Raw genomic sequence first — 21,290 nt, forward strand, 5'->3', positions numbered from 1 at the left:
GCGCAGCCTACAACCCAAAAGGTTTCGATGCGCAGCTCTGAGACCATATTCCCAAGGTTTTTCTTTACTCCTTTTCAGCGACCGGAGCTCTCTGTTGAAAGAATTGCCGTGGTACTCTTTCTCTTCTTTGCTTTTTAATATTCAAGTTACTGGAAATAATACTTAATTTGTCGAGTAAAGTCAATGCGAAAGATCAAGCACTTCGTAACATTTTTTTGTTGTTTCCCGTCTTGTTAATATAGATAAGTTAAAAGGGGGGCTTTTAATGAAAAAAATAAGCATTCTTATACTATCGTTCCTAATAATAACAGGGATATGGGGTTGTTCCGATAATGAAGTCAGGTCCGTACCCAAAAGTGAACCTTATACTTCCGAAGAAGCCATCCGTAGAGGGGATATTGTTTCTATCGAAAAAATATACAACCTCGACAAATTCGAGCAATTCATAAACAATATCTCCAGCAAAAAAGCAGACCAAATACGCGTTACAAGTTACACAGATGAGGGCGATCCCATTTTTAAGGATTTGAAGTTTGATGGCAGCTTAATTAGTTATAGCTACGATACTTCTAATGATGAATTTGGTGGGAGCAACACAGGAGTTAGAACCGATACCTGCTCCGTGGTGGGGAGTACAGAAAATACACAAGGTGAAATTATTTATTCGATCAGTGGTTGTACAAATATAAATCCTGAAATAGATTACTACCTTCTGCGCACAACAAAATGAATTGGTTTAATAAAAAAGACCACCCAATCGTACAATTGGATGGTCTCAGTGCTTTAAGTTATTTCATGATTTTGCAGATATCATTCGTGAATTGAACAGGATCACTAACCTGCAATCCTTCGATCAGCAGGGCTTGGTTGTACAACAGGTTCGTGTATAAACCGAGCTTCTCTTTATCGTTCTCAGCAGCTGCTTTCAAGGACTGGAATACTTCGTGATGGATGTTGATTTCGAGTACCTTATCCGCTTGAACCTCTTGGCCATTCGGCATCGATTTTAGAATTTTCTCCATCTCGATCGTCAGCTCGCCTTCTGCTGAGAGGCATACTGGATGAGTCTTCAAACGTTTGGAAGCTTTAACATTCTTCACTTTGCCGGACAAGATGTCCTTCATCGCTTCAAAAAGTTCCTTGTTCTCGTTCTCTTCCGCTTCCGTTGGCTTGTCTGCCTCGTCTGCTTCGATGCCTAGGTCACCGCTGGATACCGATTTAAATTCTTTTTCCTTATAGGACATAATCATCTTGATCGCGAATTCATCAATATCATCCGTAAAGTAGAGAATTTCATATCCTTTATCCGATACAAGCTCGGTTTGTGGAAGCTTCTCGATTCTGTCGATCGACTCTCCGGAAGCATAGTAGATGAACTTTTGATCTTCTGGCATTCTTGAAACGTACTCGTCCAGCGTAACCAGCTTCTTCTCAGTGGAGGAGTAGAACATTAGCAAATCTTGAAGCGTGTCTTTGTGCATACCGTAATCGTTGTACACACCGAACTTGAGCTGTCTGCCAAAAGCTTTATAGAACAGCTCGTATTTTTCTCTTTCATCCTTAAGCAAGCTTTGCAATTGACCCTTCACTTTGTTCTTGATGTTCTTAGCGATCAGGGTCAGCTGACGGTCATGCTGGAGCATTTCTCTGGAAATATTCAGAGAAAGATCCTCTGAATCCACCATACCTTTTACAAAGCTGAAGTAATCAGGCAGCAGATCTGCACATTTGTTCATGATGAGTACGCCGTTGGAATAGAGTTCAAGACCTTTCTCATATTCCTTAGTGTAATAGTCAAACGGAGTATTTTCTGGGATGAACAAAATCGCATTATAGACGACAGCACCATCTGCACTGATATGAATATGTTTTAGCGGCTTGTCGAAGCCGTAACGTTTCTCAGCATAGAAGTTATCGTAATCTTCAGTAGTCAGCTCGTTTTTGTTCTTCCGCCAGATTGGCACCATGCTGTTCACGGTTTGCTCTTGAACAACTTCCTCGAACTCGTTCTCGGTGCCTTCTTTTGGTTTCTGCTCCTTCACGTCCATTTTAATTGGGAAACGGATGAAGTCAGAGTATTTTTTGATGATGGATTTCAGGCGATATTCTTCCAAATATTCATCGTATTGATCTTCTTCGGTATTCTCTTTAATTTTCAAAATGACATCAGTACCTACAGAATCCTTCTCGACAGGCTCGAGGGTATAGCCATCAGCGCCCTTAGACTCCCATTTAAAGGCCTCGTCGCTACCAAGCGCCTTACTGATCACTGTAACGTCATCTGCCACCATAAACGCAGCATAGAAGCCAACCCCGAACTGACCTATGATGTTGTGTCCATCTTTAGCCTCGTTCTCTTTCTTAAAAGCAAGGGATCCGCTCTTCGCGATCGTTCCCAAGTTATTCTCCAGCTCTTCTTGCGTCATTCCGATACCTGTATCAGAAATCGTCAAGGTTCTGTTCGCCTTATCGGCTGTCACTTTAATATAATAATCTTCTTTATTGAAGACCAGGCCTTCATCGGCTAATGCTTTGTAATAAATCTTATCAATCGCATCACTTGCATTGGAAATTAGCTCGCGCAAGAAAATTTCCCGTTGTGTATAAATGGAGTTAATCATCATTTCCAGCAATCTTTTCGATTCGGCTTTAAACTCTTTTTTGGCCATGAATAAATAGATCTCCTTTCAAAATAACCATCTTGTCCAACACAGAGTGATTAGCACTCCAATGTGTTGAGTGCTAATTCTTCTTTTTATATAACATAAACTGATTTTGAATGTCAATATTTACAGCGATTTTCTTTACATAATGCTATCTTTTGCATACAAATTTAGAATTTCATCGTTAATTAACGATCCACCCCTGACGGGAGTTAACTAATGATTTGCAAGTAGCATTTGGGTTAGAAATTGCAACGGTTGAGACTTCCATTTCTTAGGGTGCATCAGAAGCTGCAGATCAAAGTGAATTTCCGGATGTGCGAAGGGCAGCTCGGCCAAGTTCCCCCGCTCAATTTCTTCCTCTGCAACAATTTTCGGCAATAATGCAATCCCAAGACCATTCATGACACAACGTTTAATCGCCTCCAGATTCGAAAGCTCAAAACCTATGCGGAATATAATACCGTGCTCTTTTAACAAATTCTCGAACAGACTCCGGTAAATACAGCTTTCCTCAGAGACAATCAATTCACAATTATTCAGATCCTGTAAAGTTACAACATCCTTTTGAGCAAGCGCATGATTGACTGGTGCTATTAATACAAGCGGTTCCTCTCTGATAATTGTACGCTCCAGTAAAGAATCAGCTGTGGTCCGATCGAGCATCAAGCCGATGTCTACTTCCCCATCTTTTATTTTGGCTACAAGGTTAGCTTCCTGCATAGTTTGCAGATGGATATCAAGTTTCGGGAATTTCGTCCTTAACTGCTGTAGGTAAGGTGGCAAGTAGAATGCAGCTAAAGAATCTATCGTACCAATGGTTAGCGTGCCTCCTATTTGCTGGGCGATGGTTTCTTTAGAACGATCATACAGATCCAAAATCTCCACGAACAGCTTCAAAAGCTCTTCTCCAGGCGGGGTAAGACGCAGCTGTCGACCATGCCTTTCTATTAAAGGCACTCCATATTCCTTCTCTATTTTCTGTATTTGCATCGTAACACTCGACTGGGCGTAACCTAACTCTTCAGCAGCACGTGTAAAGCTCTGACGTTTAGCCACCTCACGGAATGTTCGTAAATAGGTTAAATCCATAACCTCACCCTAACATCAATATTTTTGATGATCCACATCATTTATTATAGCTAACGACGATGCAACATTCCATGGTAAAGTGTATGTAGAGGAATTAAAATATTTTGGAGGCCGATAATTTATGCTTACAGAACAACAGATTTATGGAATTTATGTCCCCGTGGTTACCCCGTTCAATGCTGCTGGTGAAGTTGATTTGGATTCGTACCAGCGTTATGTAAAGAACATTATTAACAACAGCATACAAGGTCTGGTCGTTAATGGAACCACCGGTGAATCGCCAACTGTAACCGTAAATGAAATGCAGCTTCTAGTAAACACTTCCCGTGAGCTTTTACAATCTACATCTATCCCCTTAGTAGTCGGTACAGGAACCAATGACACAGCTTCTACAGTAGCACGCACTGAGATCGCAGCTAACCTTGGAGCTGATTGCGCACTAGTAGTCGTCCCTTATTATAGTCGTCCTTCGCAAGAGGGCATCATTGCACATTTCCGCAAAGCAGCAGAAGTAGGCATTCCGATCATGGCTTATGACATTCCAAGTCGTACAGGTACCGCTATGACCATAGATACTGCACGCACAATCTTAGAAATGAATAATGTTGTCGGTTTAAAAGACTGCTCTGGCAGCACTAAAATGGTTACCGAGTTAGTCCGTACGGGTTCCAAACCTGTGCTTGGCGGCGACGATTCACTCTTTTATGAAATGCTTAGCTGCGGAGCAGCTGGAGGCATGTTGGCTACTGCGAACGTTTATCCTGCAGAATGTGTCCGTATATACGAAGCCTTCAAATCGGGTCAATTAGACTTGGCAAAAGAAAACTTTGAACAACTGCTGCCAATCATCCGCCTCTTATTCAAGGAGTCCAATCCCGCTCCAATCAAATGGATGCTTAGCCAGAATGGCCTAATCGCATCAGATACGCTTCGCCTTCCTATGACTTCCATCAGCACAGCGCTTCAGCAAGAACTCAGCTCCTATGTTCAGGACAGCACGATCGAAGCGACCGCATAAGAGAAAATACAACAGCCGTTATTCAGTGAGGAACTGTTTAGCGGCTGTTTTTTGTTGTAAATTCTCAGTAAAAAAACCATCAGAATTCTCTGACGGTTTTGAGACCTTACTATTAAGAACGTTCAGCGTTCAAAATCAACTTATCTGCTGCTCGTTTGTCTTCCTTTTGTGAACCACTCGGATTTTGGCTTCAATGGAGGGTTAGACTTAGGCTTTGCTTTGGCTGGTTTAGATGCCACTGATTTTGATGCTGATGGTTTAGCTGTTGATGGTCTGGAATTCGATGGTTTAGAAGCTACTGATTTCGAACCTGACGGTTTCGAAGATCGTTCTGTCTTCATTTGCGTTTTGCGAGACATCGGATACGGATGATCCTTCACTTCAGGAATCGATTTTCCGATCAATTTCTCGATATCTTTAAGGAACGGAAGCTCTTCAGATTCGCAAAAAGATATTGCTGTTCCGCTCAATCCCGCTCTACCGGTACGACCGATTCGGTGCACATAGGTTTCTGGAATATTTGGTAAATTGAAATTGATTACGTGAGATAGCTCATCAATATCAATTCCTCGTGCAGCGATATCCGTAGCTACAAGAACGCGGGTTGCGCCACTTTTAAAATTCCGTAATGCATTCTGCCGATCATTCTGAGATTTATTGCCGTGAATGGCTTGAGCAGAAATGTTCACCTTCGCTAGATCGCGTGTAACACGGTCCGCACCACGTTTAGTCCGAGTAAACACCAAAGCAGAAATGATGGATTTATCCTGTAACAAAAGATTCAATTGATTTTGCTTATTTCCGTTCTCTAATAAATAGATTGATTGGTTGATTCTCTCCGCAGTAGATGAGACAGGTGTGATTTCTACTTTTACTGGATTCACAAGCAATGTTTTGATCAATTTGGAAATTTCAGTAGGCATCGTTGCCGAGAAGAACAGTGTTTGTTTCTTCGTAGGCATTTTGGCGATAATTCTCTTCACATCATGGATAAAGCCCATATCTAGCATCCGGTCAGCTTCATCTAAGACAAGAATTTGGACATACTGCAAATCCACACGTTTTTGATTAATTAAGTCGATGAGTCTACCTGGTGTTGCAATAAGAATATCAGCACCTTGATTCAGCGCACGCTCCTGCACTTTCTGTGACACACCGCCAACAATGGCAGCAGAGCGGATATCTGTGTATTGGCTATAAGCCTTTATGTTATCAGCTATTTGAATCGCTAGTTCTCTTGTAGGTGTTAAGATCAACGAGCGAATGCGTCGCACATTATTGGTTTTGTTTGGACTTGATTGCTCGCTCAATAATTGAATGATGGGTACGGAAAATGCAGCTGTCTTTCCTGTTCCCGTTTGGGCGCATCCAAGTAAATCTCTACCCTCTAATACAGCTGGAATCGATTGTTCCTGTATTGGTGTAGGTGATGTATAGTTTTCTTTGCTTAAAGCCTTTAAAATCGCAGGCATAATATTCAGTTCGTTAAATGTCATTGGGTCTCCTTAATTTCTAATACATATATTCTTAACAATAAATCTTTTTGTCACGTCATAAACAATAATCATAACACAATTAGTCACGTAATAATAGATATTCTTTATCATCACACCAATTTTCATTAAAAATCCATTTCAGCATACATCCACTATACTCATACAACAGCAGTATACTTCTCGTGTTCTTCTGAGGGGATCTCTTATTGAGTGATTGGACTCAGACGCCCTTATTTTGGGGATTCGTGACTTTTTACCGCGCTATCGGACTCAGTTGCAGCTATTCATGAAAATGAAGCCCAAATCAGTATGGATATAAGACAATAAGAGCTATGCATTCCGATACGTTCAAGCAGATAAGACACGCAAAGTTTTTTCGACCGCAGGATAAATAAAAAAAGCGAAGGATTTCTCCCCCGCTTCTTATCATTCGTATGAAGACTAGTCTACGATTTCAGCAGTGTCGCCATTGTTGGCACCAGCAGCATTAGCTTCGTCAGTATCAATATGCATATCAAGTTTGAAGCTGTCGGATACACGAGCAATTACGTTCTCCAATACGAGACCGCGGTCGCCACCGAGACGAACTTTAAGCAATTGCTTATCCGCAATGCCCCAAGCTTCAGCTTCAGAAGTGTGGAAGTGAATGTGACGAGCTGCGATGATAACGCCTTGTTCTAATTCAACTTCACCAGCAGGTCCTTTAAGCGTAATGCCAGGTGTTCCTTCAATATTTCCAGATTCGCGAACTGGAGCTTTCACGCCAAGTGCGAAGGAGTCAGTACGGGAAATTTCTAATTGGGAAGCCGGACGAGCAGGTCCCAAAATTCTTACCTTGTCAAATTTACCTTTGCTACCGATAACTGCTACTTGTTCGTTTGCTGCAAATTGTCCTGGTTGGGAAAGTGGTTTGAACTCAGTTAATTGATATCCTGGGCCAAACAGAGCCTCCACGTGCTCCTGCGTAAGGTGAATATGTCTAGCCGACACACCTACGGGTACAGTCTTACTCATAGTAAAGTCACTCCTTGTATTTTCTCTAGTATCTGTACAAGCCATTAATCATTATACATCTTATTACCCCAAAATAAAAAGGCCTGCATCATAACGAAGGCCTTTTTTTCGACAATTTATGTTTTTTGAACAAGATTGTCATGGTTTAGACACCTGAGAGGGCAAGTTTGTGCCTAAATAAGATGACGCATTCTCATACATCCAGCCTTTTACAGCATCCTCCGGATAATAACGAAGTAGCTGCTCTATAAGTTCAGGGTATTTTCCCGGGTGCTCCAACTTCTCTACCCAAGTATCAATCCCGTCAAAATCAGAACCAAACATCATATGCTTCTCTCCACCAAGGCTACATACATGTTCAATATGCTTTAACAAATCTTCAATACGAGCTGTTCCATCATCACTTACAAACCACGGATAAAAGGTCAGTCCCATTCTTCCATCCATTGCAATCAAAGCTTTAATCTGTTCATCATTTAAATTTCTAACATGCCCACATATAGCTGCAGCATTCGAATGGGAGGCAATAAACGGACGATTGCTTAAATGAGCCAACTCCCAGAACCCCGCTTGCGACAAATGCGACACATCCAGCAGCATTCCACTTTCGTTGCAACATTCTATCAGCTTTCTCCCTTTTTCCGTAAATCCACCATTACGCTTCTCTAGCACACCATCTGCTGCCCAGTTCGCATAATTCCAAGTCACACCAAGAAACCTTACTCCAAGTTCGAAACAGAGCTGAGCATAAAACAAGTTCCCTTCTAAGCCGTCTACGCCCTCCAGAGAGAGCATTGCTTGTGGAGATGCGCCTACTAATCGATTCCCCACTTGCTCCTTCCACCGTAACCACTGAAGCCCATCTGTGTTCACTATCTTTTGTCTAAAGAGATCAATTTGCCCTAGAACATGTTCAAAGCTAGGTTTACCTCTGGTAGTTGAAAGATATATTGCAAAACATTGCAACTCCACTCCACCAGAAGCCAGCCGCTCTGCAGTAACATCTAATCGAGGATCATTGTCAAAATTAATATCCGGAGAGGCTTGCATTTTGCTTAGCACATCACAATGGAAATCCGCTACCTTAAGCTTATCAACCCTCATTCTACAACCTCACTTTCTCGCAGTTCCAGCCGTTCATTTCATTTCCAAATGCCTATTTCAGATACTATGCAAAAAAACGTTAGACTATAAATCAAAAGCAAAAAACCCGTTTACAAAAGTAAACAGGTTCATCCGTTCTATAGGTCTATTATCTGGGTTCTACAATCAGTTTAATCGCGGTTCGATCTTCTCCATCAATCACGATGTCTGTGAACGCAGGAATGCAGATCAAATCAACTCCGCTTGGTGCAACAAATCCCCGGGCAATGGCAACTGCTTTGACTGCTTGATTCAGTGCTCCAGCTCCAATAGCTTGTAATTCAGCCGATCCACGTTCACGAAGAACACCTGCTAATGCGCCGGCGACGGAATTTGGATTGGATTTAGCTGATACTTTTAATACATCCATAGTAAGTACCTCCCCTGGGAAAATAATGGTGTTCTTCCACTACTTTAGATGTTATTCGCGAGAGAAGAAATAATTCCTTCTTTTTACGGACCACGTCTTCCAAAAATGGTATAAAAGATACTCTTTTCCGATATAAAAAATATCACACTTTACCCTAACTCGGCGAAATTACCCGGATTAAACTTCACTCTATCCTACTCTTAGCTCATAACCCATTCATCTTCACGAAGACGTATCTTCTCCAGACGAGTTGCCGCACCAGTACTCTCATCTATTTCTGCAAATAAACCGTGAAGCTGCCACTTGCCTTCATCGACAACAAATCGTGCCGGTAGTTGAGTAGTGAACTTATAAAGTACCGCATCTCTTTCCATACCCAGAATTCCTTCGCTTGAACCAACCATTCCCGCATCGGTCAAATACGCAGTTCCTCCTGGCAAAATAACATCATCATTCGTTTGAACGTGAGTATGTGTCCCTACTACAATCGATGCGCGACCATCCATGAAATACCCCATGGCGATTTTCTCAGAAGTGACCTCTGCATGGAAATCAACGAGTATACATTTATGATCTCTACGAAGTTCTTCAACAATTTCTTCTCCAACACGGAAAGGACAATCAATAGCGGGTAAAAACGTCCGCCCTTGCAAATTTACTATAGCCAGTTCTTTACCGTTACCTTTAACAACTGTATAACCTCTTCCTGGTGTTCCTGGCGGAAAATTGGCTGGACGAATAATCCGAGCCTCGTCGTCGATAAACTCAAAAATATCTTTGTTGTCCCATGTGTGATTCCCCATGGTTATACCGTGAACGCCCCAGTTAAAAAATTCATTAGCGATCGCCTTGGTGATCCCTCTACCGGCAGCAGAATTTTCACCATTAACAATAATAATATGTGGCTGATATTTACTTTTTAATGAGGGTAACATCTCACGAAGAGCCTTTCTGCCAACATTACCTACGATATCTCCAATAAATAGTACTTTAATGATTCTCTCCCCCTAATCTTAACCGCTATATCTAATGGATAAGACCTCATATTGAAAGAAAAAAGGCCCCGCTTAGGGGCCAATTTTCATCAAATATAAGAAAGTATAAGTTACATCTTATCCCTTAACCTTATATTCCACCTATTTAGCGTATTCAACAGCCCGTGTCTCACGAATAACGGTAACTTTGATATGTCCTGGATAATCCAGTTCACTTTCAATCATTTTCGTAATATCGCGAGCAAGACGGAATGCCTCTGCATCGTCAATCTTCTCTGGCTGTACCATCACGCGTACCTCACGGCCCGCCTGAATAGCAAATGATTTCTCAACGCCTTCGAACGACTCTGAGATTTCTTCCAGTTTTTCTAGACGTTTAATATACGTTTCCAGTGTTTCACGGCGAGCGCCAGGTCTTGCTGCCGACAATGCATCAGCTGCACCAACCAACATAGCAATAACCGAGGTAGCTTCGCAATCTCCATGATGAGACGCGATACTGTTGATAACAACCGGATGTTCCTTATATTTCTTCGCTAGTTCAACGCCGATCTCAACGTGCGATCCTTCTACTTCATGATCCAGCGCTTTGCCGATATCATGGAGCAATCCTGCACGTTTTGCAAGCACGATGTCTTCCCCAAGCTCACCGGCCATCAGTCCAGTTAAATAAGCAACCTCCATGGAGTGCTTCAATACATTTTGACCATAGCTCGTACGGAATTTCAGACGACCCAGAATCTTGATCAAATCTGGATGCAATCCGTGAACACCCACTTCGAAAGTAGCTTGCTCACCATATTCGCGAATCCGTTCGTCCACTTCTTTGCGGGATTTCTCCACCATCTCTTCAATCCGAGCGGGATGGATACGTCCATCAGCCACTAGCTTCTCAAGTGCCGTACGGGCCACTTCACGGCGGATTGGATCAAATCCCGACAAAATAACTGCTTCCGGCGTATCATCAATAATGAGGTCGATACCTGTAAGAGTTTCCAATGCACGAATATTACGGCCTTCACGACCGATAATCCGACCTTTCATCTCTTCGTTCGGTAACGTAACAACTGAAACCGTTGTTTCCGCTACGTGATCAGCTGCACAGCGTTGGATAGCGAGTGTGATGATTTCGCGGGATTTCTTATCCGCTTCCTCTTTCGCCTGCTGTTCAATTTCTTTGATCATTTGAGCCGTTTCATGGCGAACTTCTTGCTCAACATTGCTAAGAATAATACTTCTTGCATCTTCGATGCTCAAATTGGAAATACGTTCCAATTCAGTGACTTGGTTTTTGTAAATAACATCAATTTGCTGTTGGGTTTCATCAATTCGTTTCTCTTTGTTAGCTACTTGTTCTTCTTTTCTTTCAAGCGATTCCATTTTTTTATCCAGAGATTCTTCCTTTTGCAGCAAACGTCTCTCTTGCCGTTGGATTTCATTCCGACGTTCACGAGTTTCTTTCTCAGCTTCAGTACGGATTCTATGGACTTCGTCCTTAGCTTCCAATACCGTTTCTTTCTTCAGCGCCTCTGCGTCTTTCTTCGCGTTCTCCACGATGACTACGGCTTCTCTTTCTGCGCTTTGAATTTTAGCTTCTGCAAGGGATTTACGAATAAAATAACCGAACCCAAAGAATAATGCAGCTACAACGAGAACGATAATGACCCAGATCCATGCTTGCATCTGTTCACCTCCTCGTTGGTTCCTCTCCAAGGTATATCCCTGGGAATTGTGCAGTTGTTAAACTATCCGTTCATCACCATACAAAAAACCGGTAAATAACCGATTGCCATACTGCACATGCTGCACATGCACACTGCCCGCCTTATCCGGCGATTACATTTCATATGAGTTGTACGCGAACCGTTTAAAAAGTCTCCTTTTTGGGAAGGAAAAAGGATTCTTACTTTATGCCGACTCATGTTATATTTTATTATTTATAAAAAGACATTGTCAAGAGAGTCGATATGCGCATTAATGTCAAGAGAATCAGTGAGTCTAGTAAAATTCCTCATCTTCACCCTCATAATTGTCTTCCTCAAGTAAAGTATTGATCACTTGTCGCACCATATCGCCCGAAAATCCACGCCGCATTAAGAAGGCTCCAGTCTTTCTTCGTTTATCTGTGGCTTCACCACGGATGAGATTCCATTTCTTACGTCCAGTCTGAAGTGCACTCTCTAGTTCTTGTTCAGGACTAACATTCTCCAGTGCTTCCGAGATCAAGGTTTTGTCGATTCCTTTCTCACGTAGCTCTTGGCGGATCCACATTTTCCCCTTTCGCTGGTTCGTAATGCGTTGCTCCGCCCACTGCTTAGCATACAAGGGGTCATCAAGAAATCTTTCCTGCTGTAGCCGTTGCACCACTTCCGCAATAATAGTCTCCCCTATTTCCTTCTGACGTAAACGGCGAGTCATTTCCATAGCGGTTCGTGGCTTTCGTTCTAGATAACGAAGCCCTTCTACATAAGCTCGTTGACGCTCATCAGCTACAACAATTTCCTCCAAATCAGCCTTCATAAAAGAATTTCCAGTAATCATCCGATATTTAATCATGACGTCTTCGTGTACAGTCATGTTATAGGCTCCGAAATGTATGATATAACGGTGGTCCGATTTCTTCTGACGCTCTACCTTAGTAATTTCTAAAAGTTCACCATCAGGAAAATCAGATAGGACCTGTTCGTCCTGCGCTTCAGATTCAAAATCCATATCCAGTTGTATTACCATAGTGGCTTGTCACCTCGTAGCTATATCAGTTGTGTTCTTTCATTCATTGCACTTTTAAGAAAAGACACCCTGCAACAATCAATCACAGGGCGTCCTATTTCTTAATAAATTATTCTATTTCGAGAAGCAGCTTTTCTTCTTCTTGTTCTGCAATGAGTTCTGCTTCATTCGGTGCAGCAACAATAGTGGACAAATTACTTGCTTCACGGATCTTGTTCTCAATGATGAGTGCAATATCTTGATGTTCCTTCAAAAACTGTTTGGCATTCTCACGTCCTTGACCCAGACGTTCGCCCTCATAGGAATACCATGCACCGCTCTTATTCACGATGTCCATTTCAGTACCGATATCTACAAGACTTCCTTCTCTGGAAATCCCTTCACCATACATGATATCAACATCTGCTTGCTTAAATGGAGGTGCTACCTTATTCTTCACAATCTTGATCTTTGTGCGGTTACCTACGACGTCGTTACCCATTTTAATACTTTCGACACGACGTACATCCAACCGTACGGAAGAGTAGAATTTCAGCGCCCGACCACCCGGAGTTGTCTCAGGGTTACCGAACATAACACCAATTTTCTCACGAAGCTGGTTAATAAAGATAGCAATCGTATTCGATTTGCTAATGGCACCTGATAGCTTCCGAAGCGCTTGAGACATCAAGCGAGCCTGCAACCCGACGTGAGAGTCACCCATATCGCCTTCAATTTCGGCTTTAGGAACCAAAGCGGCAACGGAGTCAACGACAATAATGTCTACAGCGCCACTACGAACAAGTGCTTCAGCAATCTCAAGTGCCTGTTCACCCGTATCCGGTTGGGAAAGCAACAATTCGTCGATGTTTACGCCCAAGTTACGTGCATACTTCGGATCGAGCGCATGCTCAGCATCGATAAATGCGGCTTGTCCTCCATGTTTTTGCACTTCTGCAATAGCATGAAGAGCAACAGTTGTTTTACCGGAGGATTCTGGTCCGTACACTTCAATAATACGTCCCTTTGGAAGTCCGCCTATACCTAACGCAATATCAAGTGCCAAAGATCCGCTAGGTACAACTTCCACTTGCATATGAGTGGATTCTCCCAGTTTCATGATCGAACCTTTACCAAATTGTTTTTCTATTTGACGAAGCGCCATATCAAGCGCTGCACGACGATCTGACAATCAGACCACTTCCTTCACTGTTTATAATAATATAATAACGTGTTTTTGAGGTCTTGCCAAGCTTTTTTTCGAACATACATTCGTTTTTTTTGTCTTCGACGTTAATTATCCCTTTTATTGTAAGCCTCCCTCCGGATATAGAAGTTAACTAATTTCTTCACTTCACCGGACATCAACGACTTATGATCATAACCGAAAATAGTGATCAAAATCTCTGCAGATATACAAAAAACCGCAGCAAAGAAATCTCAGTGCCACGGTTCTTCCGTATGTTTCAATTATAACTGGGCTAATCTCCCATTACAAGTCTGAACCCTCAAGAGGTGTCTCCACCTTGCGTTCCTCAAGTCTGCGCCATAATCGATACAGCAGAGCTTTAACAGTACGTAGTCGGATATTTTCACGTGTACCTTTAAGATTAAGCTCATATACCTCTGTCTTACGCCCCCGTTCAGCTAGGCCAATAAATACAAGTCCAACTGGTTTACGTTCAGAATACCCTGGTCCTGCTACACCTGTTACAGATAAACCGAAATCGCTGTCCGCGATCATTCTCACCTGATCAGCTAATACCTCGGCAACTTCACGACTAACCGCCCCAGGAGCATCTGGTCCCTCCAAAAAGGCACTTGGCACATTCAGAAGTTTTTTCTTTAAGTCGTTCGAATAACAGACGATTCCTCCTGCAAACATTGAAGCACTGCCTGGGATGTTGGTTATACTCTCCATCAGCAAACCTCCGGTGCAACTCTCAGCCGCACTTAAAGTCAGACCTGCATCCGCCATCCAATCCACAATCAATTGCTCCAGTGGCACATCAATATTCGCATACAAATGATCTGGTAAAATCTCTTTGATTTGTTTCTCCAGAACCTCCAGCTTTTTGAAAGCTTCATGCTCGGAAGGCGCTTTTGTCGAAATACGGACGGTTACCTCTCCCTCTTTAGCATATGGAGCTATTGTTGGATCCGTCTGACTATGAATAAGATCAATGAGCTTATCCTCAAGCAGCGATTCTCCGATACCAGCAAATTTAAGCATTTTAGAATAAAGTGGCATTTCGGTCGTCAGTGCGTGCTGCTGAAGCCACGGTACAGCATTATCTACGAACATCGGCTTCATCTCACGAGGCGGACCAGGAAGCACAATATAATATTTCTTTTCATGTTCAAAAGCAATGCCAACAGCAAGACCGATCTCATTTGGCAAAGGTGTTGTTCCTTCAATTATAAGTGCCTGTTTACGATTATTCTCCGTCATTACGATCTTTCGATCATCAAAGAAACGTTGCACATGATCCATTGCCAAACGATCTATATGGAGCGTTCGACCTAAAGCAGCAGCCAGTGCGTCTTTCGTAAGGTCATCCTCTGTCGGACCAATTCCACCTGTAAAAATGATAACATCAGCTCTACTTTGAGCGATCTCGATGGCTTGCTGCAGGCGACTACTGTTATCACCAACTACGGTTTGAAAATATACATCGATCCCAATAGCAGCTAGCTCTATAGACAAAAACTGGGCATTACTATTCACGATTTGACCGAGCAAAAGCTCCGTGCCTACTGCAATAATCTCCGCTTTCATACCTGACTTTCGCCTCCTCGTTATAATGTAGACACACTGCTTTTAGGGTTTAAAAAAGGTAATAGGTACTTCACCTATTACCTCTCCTATATATGGATACCTAAAATACTTAAGCATTATGCAGCTGTAACAGATCCTTATTCTTCACAAAATAATCAACCCCAGAGTAAATAGTGATCAAGGCTGCGGCCCAAATGGCAATATCGTCTACAGGAATACTGACGAATTGAAACGGGAAATTGTTCAACAACAGCAGTGAGATCGCTACAATTTGTACAACCGTCTTTATCTTACCCCATTTACTGGCGGCAACCACTTTTCCCTCTAACAGTGCTATCTGGCGAAGCCCGGTTACTGCAAACTCACGACTAATGATAACAATTGCGATCCATGAATCGCATCTGCCCAGTTCCACGAGTGAAATCAGAACTGCGGAAACTAACAGCTTGTCCGCTAGCGGATCAAGGAGTTTACCGAGATTGGTGACCATATTATATTTCCTAGCTATGTAGCCGTCTATTCCATCCGTGCTGGCTGCAAGCAAAAAGATCACAGCGGCTACCAAATGATTAACAGATAGCTGAAACGAGCCCCAATGTATCGGTTCTGGATAAAAATTGAAATCCACCAGTAAAAAAAACATCATAATCGGGATCAGGCAAATACGTGCTAGCGTGATGCGGTTGGGCAAATTCACTGAAGTTCCTCCCCTAAATCGTACATACAAATTGCCTGAGTCAGGCTCATCTATTTCTACTTAAGCAAGTATATTATAGCTATAAATAAGTGTCAAAAAAAATACAAAGCACCCCGCATAATGGTGCTGATGAGCACTGCGGGGTACAAAATTCTATTTTAAGTTGTTGAACTGCAGGTCCAGCGGCAAATCAGCTTTACGCAAAATCTGGATAATTTGCTGCAAATCGTCGCGACTCTTACCGGTTACGCGGATCTGATCTCCTTGGATCTGGCTCTTCACCTTCAATTTTGAGTCACGAATCAGGATATTAATCTTTTTCGCATTCTCCTGATCAATCCCTTGCTTAAGTCCTAAGCGCTGACGAACACTTCCCAGGGATGCTGGCTCTACTTTTCCGAAGTCCAAGTTCTTCAGCGTGATGCCTCTTTTCACCATCTTCGATTGTAAAATATCAATAACAGCATTTAACTTATATTCGTCCTCAGAGGCGATAATAAGTGCGTCCTTCTCCAGCTTCAGACTGCTTTTACTGTTCTTAAAGTCAAAGCGGTTGTCAATTTCTTTCTCAGTTTGGTGGATAGCATTAGTTAATTCCTGCATATCCATTTTAGATATAATATCAAATGAACTTTCTGAACTCATAATTCCACGTCCTTTGTACTTTTAGTCTGCTACTATTATAAAAGAATGGTACCCTTAAGTCTAATTTTGGATAATATGTACCTCACCCGACACAGAAAACAGCCCCACAAAGTGGAGCTTTTCCTTCGAAATGAGTTCTGTTCATCATAACCCCTAGTCCAGCTACAATCCAACTAACGATCATAAGAATGTACACCTCACTTTGGCTAAGCACTGGAAACAATCTTATGATCTCCGCAAAGCCAAAGTCTATGCCCCGTATTTCTTATTGGCCTGTTCCATTAGTCTGGCCGGCAGTATCAGTGGTTCCTTCATTCTGAGTGGCTTTACTTCCAGTGCCATCATCCAGTTTAAGCAGTAGTCGGGAAGAAGTCTTTTCATCTGTAAGCACTTGTCCATTGACAGTAATCTCAGTAGCTGGTGAATAACCAGATTTTATATAGATTCCTTCACTTCCAAGAACAAAGCTCATACGATCTCCTGCCGCTGTATTACCAAATGAGAGTTTCTCACCTTTAGAGTTCTCACCTTTATATACCTCAAGCCAGCTTACCCCAGTAGCAGAAATCTCAACCTTAACTTCGCTTCCAGACGGAGCTGAAACCTTGAATTTTGTTGTTTTACCTGACTTCCCATCCGGTGTAACTGTAATGGATTGCGGGGAAGGCGTTGGTGTCGGTACTGGCGTAGGTTCTGCAGTAGGCTCAGTTGTTGCCTCTTCACCTGCCGAAGAAGTTGGCGCCACAACTCCTCCTCCCGAAGCTGGTGGGGATGTTTGTGCTGTCGTAGGGTCCTGCTGTTCATTCGTCAGATTCGTCTGATCAATCTGAGCAGGATCCGGTTTGTTCAAACTAGAAGCATAAATGTAAATCACAACAATAATCAATATTGGGAATGTCCACATTAGCACCGTTGGCAGCCATTTTGCATTCCGTTCTGTTTCTGGTCTACGGCTGCGTTTTTGAATCACCGTCTCCATGGCCGTATCTGCGGGAGGTGCAGGTACATTTCCATGCTCCTCGAGCAGTTCGTCAGGACTAATACCTACTGCCTCTGCGTACGTTTTGATAAACGCCCTAACATAAAAACTTCCTGGAAGCACCTTATAGTCTCCAGACTCGATGGCTTCCAAATACTTTTTGCGAATTTTCGTTACTTCCTGGACATCGTCAAGACTCATCCCTTTTTGCAGACGCGCCTCTTTCAATTGCCGGCCCAGTTCCGACATACCATCACCTCCTGTAAGTTTCATGAATCATCATTTGTGTTCTATAGATCATCACTGTAGCTCGTCGTGAATGACTCGTACAATATTTCTTCATTTGGATTATTGCGAAGCTCGATAATAATATCAAAATCATCATAACTGTACTCAGATTCCCGCACGAAAATATCTGGATGCTCAATAACTTTCGTACTTGGCATGCTCATAACATTTTGTAATAAATTATAATGCTTTTCATTAGAGCGAATTGTACTAACTATACCATCAATAATAAATACATTATGTGGATTCATCTCATCTTCTGCCAATTGACTGCGTACCGTCTGACGTAATAGTGTCGAAGAGACAAATGTCCACCGCTTCATCGCGCAGACACTGCCAGCAATAATTGATTCCGTCTTTCCTACACGGGGCATACCTCGAAGTCCTATTACCTGATTTCCATCTTTTTTAAACAGTTCCCCGAGAAAATCGACCAATAGACCAAGCTCATCCCGGGTAAACCGAAACGTCTTCCGATCATCTGAATCCCGTTCAATATATCGCCCATGGCGCACAGCCAGCTTGTCTACAAGTCTTGGTGACCGCAGAGCTGAAACTGTAATATTATCAACTTTCTTGAGCATTTCGCCCATTAGCATTATTTTGTCATCATCATTAGTCTCCAGCAACATTCCGCGAGTTTTTCCTTCAACGCCATTAATCGTCAGAATGTTGACTTCTAGCATCCCTAACATTGAAGCGATATCACCAAGCAGACCGGGTCTGTTCTTGTGAATCTTGTATTCCATATACCATTGTTTATATTCCACTTGTACACCTCATAGATTCCTTTTCCCTGCACTTTGATATACATCAAAAAAATGCCGTTCAGACAAAGCGGTCTGAAACACGGGTCATGTTAATGATATATAAAATAAAAATGAAAGGCAAGGTCAGTCCTGTAATAATTGCAGAAAAGCTCCCACAAGGGGAGCTTTTCCGCAAGCTTAGGCGTTGTTTTTCGCCAGCCTGACCATGAGTTTAGCAATCGTCTGCTTTTCTTCATCGTTGCCGACATCCCATAGCTCTTTAATCGCCCGGTTTTGAGAGTTTGCTGGATCAACTTTTTGATCGAGAAATTCCCCGATTTCAAAAGCCAGCTTTGAGATCGTGTCTTCACTCATCCCAAGTTTCTCCGCCTGTACGACCCGATTGCCTAAAAACTTCTTCCAGCTGTCGAAATTTTTGAGTATGCTTGCGTCTGGTGTCATCTTAAATCCTCCTTCATGGTTACGGTCAAACACCTGCATACAGGCTGTAAGCCGCCTTACGTGAGATTTAAAAACAACACTTATAATATGTCTCAGACGCTAAGTTCTTATGCTGGAGCTTTTCTCCAATCAACATAATCATCAAGTAATCCATCCACCGTTCGGACTAATAATTTGGCCAGTAATATACCCGGATTCAGGCAAAGCCAAAAAATAAATTAGTGAAGATATTTCATTAGGAGTAGCCAAACGTCCTGCTGGAATTTCATCCTCTAGCATACGGACTTCATCCGCTTGTAAATTGGACAACATGTTCGTATTAACCGCTCCTGGAGCTACCGCGTTAACGGTTACGCCTGATGGAGCCAGCTCTTTGGCTAAAGCCTTTGTAAAGGCATTCACTCCACCTTTACTGGCCGAATATGCTACCTCGCAAGAAGCTCCGGTTATTCCCCATACGGAAGAAACGTTGATGATTCGACCGTATCGCTGAGACACCATGTAAGGCATAAAAATCTGACTGCACATAAAGGTTCCCTTCAAGTTAATGGACATAATATCATCCCATTCTTCTTCGGTCACATCAGCCAGCATTCCGTAATGCGATTTACCGGCATTATTGACAAGGATATCCGGCTGCATCCCATTACTCTCAAGCTTTTCAGCCATACGTACAATCTGACTGCGATCCTTCATATCCGCATTTACTGTCATCACCTTAGCTCCAAGGGCCATACAACGCCGAGCGACATCATTAGCAGCTTCATGTGAGTGCTTGTAATGAATAACAATATTCATCCCTACAGAGGCAAACCGCTCTGCAATGGCCCCGCCGATCCCGCCGCTGCCCCCTGTCACAAGGACCGTCATTTCACCTAATGGTTTGCTACTCTCTCCCAAAAGTGCCACCTAAGGACTCACCACTAGCGAAACAGCCAGCTGCTCCCAATCTACATGGGCATGTAAACGCTCGTTCACTTCGGCTAAAGTAATCGATTCGTAAATAGGCAGAACTTCAAACAGGTCACCACCGCGGAATTGGTAACGAGTAAATTCATGTGCGATACTTTCAGGGGAGTTCAGCATGCGTAAGTATCCGCCTATTTTCTTTTTCCGTGCCCGTTCGAAATCCTTCTCAGCAAAGCCAGAGTTTAAGATCAGATCTATTTCCTCTTTAATTCGTTTTAAAAGCAAATCCGGGTCCTTAGTGTCCCCACCCATTGCAGAAAAAGCATACTGCGGAGAACTATTAAACTCATGTCCAAAGCTGTCTGAGATCAATTCCTCATCATATAGTTTTTGATACAAAGCAGTGCTACTACCTACCAACAAATCAAGCATTAGCTTGGTTGTCAGGTCGCGTTTCAGAGCAGCTTCACCAGTTAGACCATCTACCTTTTCCTTGAAACCAAACATGATCTTTGGCATCGAGACGGCAAGTTTACTTTCTAGGCGTTTTGAAGCGACTTGTTCTGGTTCATCCTCAAAAATACGTTTGATTTCACCCTGCTTATCGTAAGTTTTTCCGTTCTGGTTACTGCGAATCAAGGAGAACACCTTCTCCGGGTCCACACCACCAACCACGAACAACAGCATATTACTAGGATGATAAAAAGCGTTATAGCAAGTGTACAGCGTTTCCTTCGTGATCGTACTAATCGATTCTACCGTACCAGCAATGTCAATCCGAACAGGATGCTTCGAATACATCGCTTCAATATGGCCAAAATACACGCGCCAGTCCGGATTATCAGCATACATATTGATTTCTTGACCAATGATCCCTTTTTCCTTTTCAACATTCTCGTCTGTAAAATAAGGTCGCTGAACAAAATCAACGAGCGTACTAAGGTTGGTCTCTATATTCTCTGTTGCTGAGAAAAGATACACCGTCTGGTCAAAGCTTGTAAAGGCATTGGCCGAGGCACCATTTGAAGCAAAGGTAGCAAAAATATCTCCTTCCGGCTCTTCGAACATCTTGTGCTCTAAAAAGTGAGCTATTCCATCAGGAACAGTGGTCTCTTCTCCACCTGCGACATGAAAATGGTTGTCAACGGAACCGTATTTAGTAGCAAATGTAGCATAGGTTTTTTTGAATGTTGGTTTCGGCAGCACATATACCTGAAGCCCGTTATCCATAACCTCATGATAAATGGTCTCTTGAAGTCTATCGTAATGAATCTGTTCCATC

The 21,290-nt window shown here is 42.6% G+C and carries 20 protein-coding genes and 1 other annotated feature (1 of these 21 running past the window's edge); of the genes, 2 read left to right on the forward strand and 18 right to left on the reverse strand.

The window, feature by feature from the left end; all coding sequences use genetic code 11:
* Positions 1-137 (reverse strand) — a binding site (T-box leader) (it extends 125 nt beyond the left edge of the window).
* A 128-nt stretch (positions 138-265) separates the two neighbouring features.
* Positions 266-730, forward strand: a complete 465-nt coding sequence (locus MHH52_RS17490; RefSeq protein WP_340003809.1) for a DUF4362 domain-containing protein — start codon at positions 266-268, stop codon at positions 728-730.
* 58 nt (positions 731-788) lie between these two features.
* Here the strand turns inward: MHH52_RS17490 and htpG are convergent, their stop codons facing one another.
* The gene (gene htpG / locus MHH52_RS17495; RefSeq protein ID WP_340003810.1) at positions 789-2,669 is read right to left on the reverse strand and encodes a molecular chaperone HtpG; all 1,881 of its coding nucleotides are present in this window, start codon (positions 2,667-2,669) and stop codon (positions 789-791) included.
* A 210-nt stretch (positions 2,670-2,879) separates the two neighbouring features.
* The gene (locus MHH52_RS17500) at positions 2,880-3,755 is read right to left on the reverse strand and encodes a LysR family transcriptional regulator (protein ID WP_313639865.1); all 876 of its coding nucleotides are present in this window, start codon (positions 3,753-3,755) and stop codon (positions 2,880-2,882) included.
* Positions 3,756-3,876: 121 nt separating this feature from the next.
* Between MHH52_RS17500 and dapA the strand changes: the two genes are divergently transcribed.
* Positions 3,877-4,773: a 4-hydroxy-tetrahydrodipicolinate synthase gene (dapA, locus tag MHH52_RS17505; protein WP_340003811.1), complete on the forward strand. Its 897-nt coding sequence runs from the start codon at positions 3,877-3,879 to the stop codon at positions 4,771-4,773.
* Between the two features lie 140 nt (positions 4,774-4,913).
* Here the strand turns inward: dapA and MHH52_RS17510 are convergent, their stop codons facing one another.
* The 16 genes from MHH52_RS17510 to MHH52_RS17585 form a co-directional block, all read right to left on the reverse strand.
* Positions 4,914-6,269, reverse strand: a complete 1,356-nt coding sequence (locus MHH52_RS17510) for a DEAD/DEAH box helicase (protein ID WP_340003812.1) — start codon at positions 6,267-6,269, stop codon at positions 4,914-4,916.
* Positions 6,270-6,710: 441 nt separating this feature from the next.
* Positions 6,711-7,283 carry a phosphate propanoyltransferase gene (locus MHH52_RS17515; protein ID WP_042128797.1) on the reverse strand — a complete coding sequence of 191 codons (573 nt, stop codon included), beginning with the start codon at positions 7,281-7,283 and terminating at the stop codon, positions 6,711-6,713.
* Between the two features lie 138 nt (positions 7,284-7,421).
* Positions 7,422-8,387: a membrane dipeptidase gene (locus MHH52_RS17520; protein WP_340003813.1), complete on the reverse strand. Its 966-nt coding sequence runs from the start codon at positions 8,385-8,387 to the stop codon at positions 7,422-7,424.
* A 148-nt stretch (positions 8,388-8,535) separates the two neighbouring features.
* Positions 8,536-8,796, reverse strand: a complete 261-nt coding sequence (locus tag MHH52_RS17525; protein WP_019910496.1) for a stage V sporulation protein S — start codon at positions 8,794-8,796, stop codon at positions 8,536-8,538.
* A 200-nt stretch (positions 8,797-8,996) separates the two neighbouring features.
* Positions 8,997-9,791 carry a TIGR00282 family metallophosphoesterase gene (locus tag MHH52_RS17530; protein WP_313639885.1) on the reverse strand — a complete coding sequence of 265 codons (795 nt, stop codon included), beginning with the start codon at positions 9,789-9,791 and terminating at the stop codon, positions 8,997-8,999.
* 141 nt (positions 9,792-9,932) lie between these two features.
* Positions 9,933-11,474 carry a ribonuclease Y gene (gene rny / locus MHH52_RS17535; RefSeq protein ID WP_042128807.1) on the reverse strand — a complete coding sequence of 514 codons (1,542 nt, stop codon included), beginning with the start codon at positions 11,472-11,474 and terminating at the stop codon, positions 9,933-9,935.
* A gap of 315 nt (positions 11,475-11,789) precedes the next feature.
* Positions 11,790-12,521 (reverse strand): RecX family transcriptional regulator, encoded by a 732-nt coding sequence (locus MHH52_RS17540; RefSeq protein WP_340003814.1) that lies wholly within the window; start codon positions 12,519-12,521, stop codon positions 11,790-11,792.
* A gap of 109 nt (positions 12,522-12,630) precedes the next feature.
* Positions 12,631-13,692, reverse strand: coding sequence for a recombinase RecA (gene recA, locus MHH52_RS17545; protein WP_313639256.1), 1,062 nt, complete (start codon positions 13,690-13,692; stop codon positions 12,631-12,633).
* Positions 13,693-13,992: 300 nt separating this feature from the next.
* Complete coding sequence (locus MHH52_RS17550; protein WP_340003815.1) at positions 13,993-15,279, reverse strand: competence/damage-inducible protein A; 1,287 nt, start codon at positions 15,277-15,279, stop codon at positions 13,993-13,995.
* Between the two features lie 109 nt (positions 15,280-15,388).
* Positions 15,389-15,976 carry a CDP-diacylglycerol--glycerol-3-phosphate 3-phosphatidyltransferase gene (pgsA, locus tag MHH52_RS17555; protein WP_313639258.1) on the reverse strand — a complete coding sequence of 196 codons (588 nt, stop codon included), beginning with the start codon at positions 15,974-15,976 and terminating at the stop codon, positions 15,389-15,391.
* Between the two features lie 153 nt (positions 15,977-16,129).
* Positions 16,130-16,621: a YajQ family cyclic di-GMP-binding protein gene (locus MHH52_RS17560; protein WP_313639259.1), complete on the reverse strand. Its 492-nt coding sequence runs from the start codon at positions 16,619-16,621 to the stop codon at positions 16,130-16,132.
* 265 nt (positions 16,622-16,886) lie between these two features.
* A complete protein-coding gene (locus MHH52_RS17565; RefSeq protein WP_340003816.1) occupies positions 16,887-17,849 on the reverse strand; it encodes a RodZ domain-containing protein in 963 nt (320 codons plus the stop codon).
* 41 nt (positions 17,850-17,890) lie between these two features.
* Positions 17,891-18,658 (reverse strand): DUF3388 domain-containing protein, encoded by a 768-nt coding sequence (locus MHH52_RS17570; RefSeq protein WP_313639261.1) that lies wholly within the window; start codon positions 18,656-18,658, stop codon positions 17,891-17,893.
* Between the two features lie 177 nt (positions 18,659-18,835).
* The gene (locus tag MHH52_RS17575) at positions 18,836-19,099 is read right to left on the reverse strand and encodes a DUF3243 domain-containing protein (RefSeq protein WP_313639262.1); all 264 of its coding nucleotides are present in this window, start codon (positions 19,097-19,099) and stop codon (positions 18,836-18,838) included.
* Between the two features lie 141 nt (positions 19,100-19,240).
* Positions 19,241-19,969 (reverse strand): 3-oxoacyl-ACP reductase FabG, encoded by a 729-nt coding sequence (fabG, locus tag MHH52_RS17580; RefSeq protein WP_340009713.1) that lies wholly within the window; start codon positions 19,967-19,969, stop codon positions 19,241-19,243.
* A gap of 39 nt (positions 19,970-20,008) precedes the next feature.
* The gene (locus MHH52_RS17585; RefSeq protein WP_340003817.1) at positions 20,009-21,289 is read right to left on the reverse strand and encodes a pitrilysin family protein; all 1,281 of its coding nucleotides are present in this window, start codon (positions 21,287-21,289) and stop codon (positions 20,009-20,011) included.
* Between the last annotated feature and the right edge of the window lies 1 nt (position 21,290).

This window comes from Paenibacillus sp. FSL K6-0276 (assembly GCF_037977235.1).
In the GTDB taxonomy this organism is placed as follows: Bacteria; Bacillota; Bacilli; order Paenibacillales; family Paenibacillaceae; genus Paenibacillus_AQ.

What these genes read in the sequence shown, in the direction of transcription:
- MHH52_RS17515 (WP_042128797.1), bottom strand. Translation starts at nt 7,283, where the DNA reads ATGAGTAAGACTGTACCCGTAGGTGTGTCGGCTAGACATATTCACCTT.
- MHH52_RS17490 (WP_340003809.1), top strand. Translation starts at nt 266, where the DNA reads ATGAAAAAAATAAGCATTCTTATACTATCGTTCCTAATAATAACAGGG.
- MHH52_RS17500 (WP_313639865.1), bottom strand. Translation starts at nt 3,755, where the DNA reads ATGGATTTAACCTATTTACGAACATTCCGTGAGGTGGCTAAACGTCAG.
- dapA (WP_340003811.1), top strand. Translation starts at nt 3,877, where the DNA reads ATGCTTACAGAACAACAGATTTATGGAATTTATGTCCCCGTGGTTACC.
- MHH52_RS17525 (WP_019910496.1), bottom strand. Translation starts at nt 8,796, where the DNA reads ATGGATGTATTAAAAGTATCAGCTAAATCCAATCCAAATTCCGTCGCC.
- MHH52_RS17520 (WP_340003813.1), bottom strand. Translation starts at nt 8,387, where the DNA reads ATGAGGGTTGATAAGCTTAAGGTAGCGGATTTCCATTGTGATGTGCTA.
- htpG (WP_340003810.1), bottom strand. Translation starts at nt 2,669, where the DNA reads ATGGCCAAAAAAGAGTTTAAAGCCGAATCGAAAAGATTGCTGGAAATG.
- MHH52_RS17585 (WP_340003817.1), bottom strand. Translation starts at nt 21,289, where the DNA reads ATGGAACAGATTCATTACGATAGACTTCAAGAGACCATTTATCATGAG.
- MHH52_RS17565 (WP_340003816.1), bottom strand. Translation starts at nt 17,849, where the DNA reads ATGTCGGAACTGGGCCGGCAATTGAAAGAGGCGCGTCTGCAAAAAGGG.
- rny (WP_042128807.1), bottom strand. Translation starts at nt 11,474, where the DNA reads ATGCAAGCATGGATCTGGGTCATTATCGTTCTCGTTGTAGCTGCATTA.
- MHH52_RS17510 (WP_340003812.1), bottom strand. Translation starts at nt 6,269, where the DNA reads ATGACATTTAACGAACTGAATATTATGCCTGCGATTTTAAAGGCTTTA.
- fabG (WP_340009713.1), bottom strand. Translation starts at nt 19,969, where the DNA reads ATGACGGTCCTTGTGACAGGGGGCAGCGGCGGGATCGGCGGGGCCATT.
- MHH52_RS17575 (WP_313639262.1), bottom strand. Translation starts at nt 19,099, where the DNA reads ATGACACCAGACGCAAGCATACTCAAAAATTTCGACAGCTGGAAGAAG.
- MHH52_RS17540 (WP_340003814.1), bottom strand. Translation starts at nt 12,521, where the DNA reads ATGGTAATACAACTGGATATGGATTTTGAATCTGAAGCGCAGGACGAA.
- MHH52_RS17550 (WP_340003815.1), bottom strand. Translation starts at nt 15,279, where the DNA reads ATGAAAGCGGAGATTATTGCAGTAGGCACGGAGCTTTTGCTCGGTCAA.
- MHH52_RS17560 (WP_313639259.1), bottom strand. Translation starts at nt 16,621, where the DNA reads ATGAGTTCAGAAAGTTCATTTGATATTATATCTAAAATGGATATGCAG.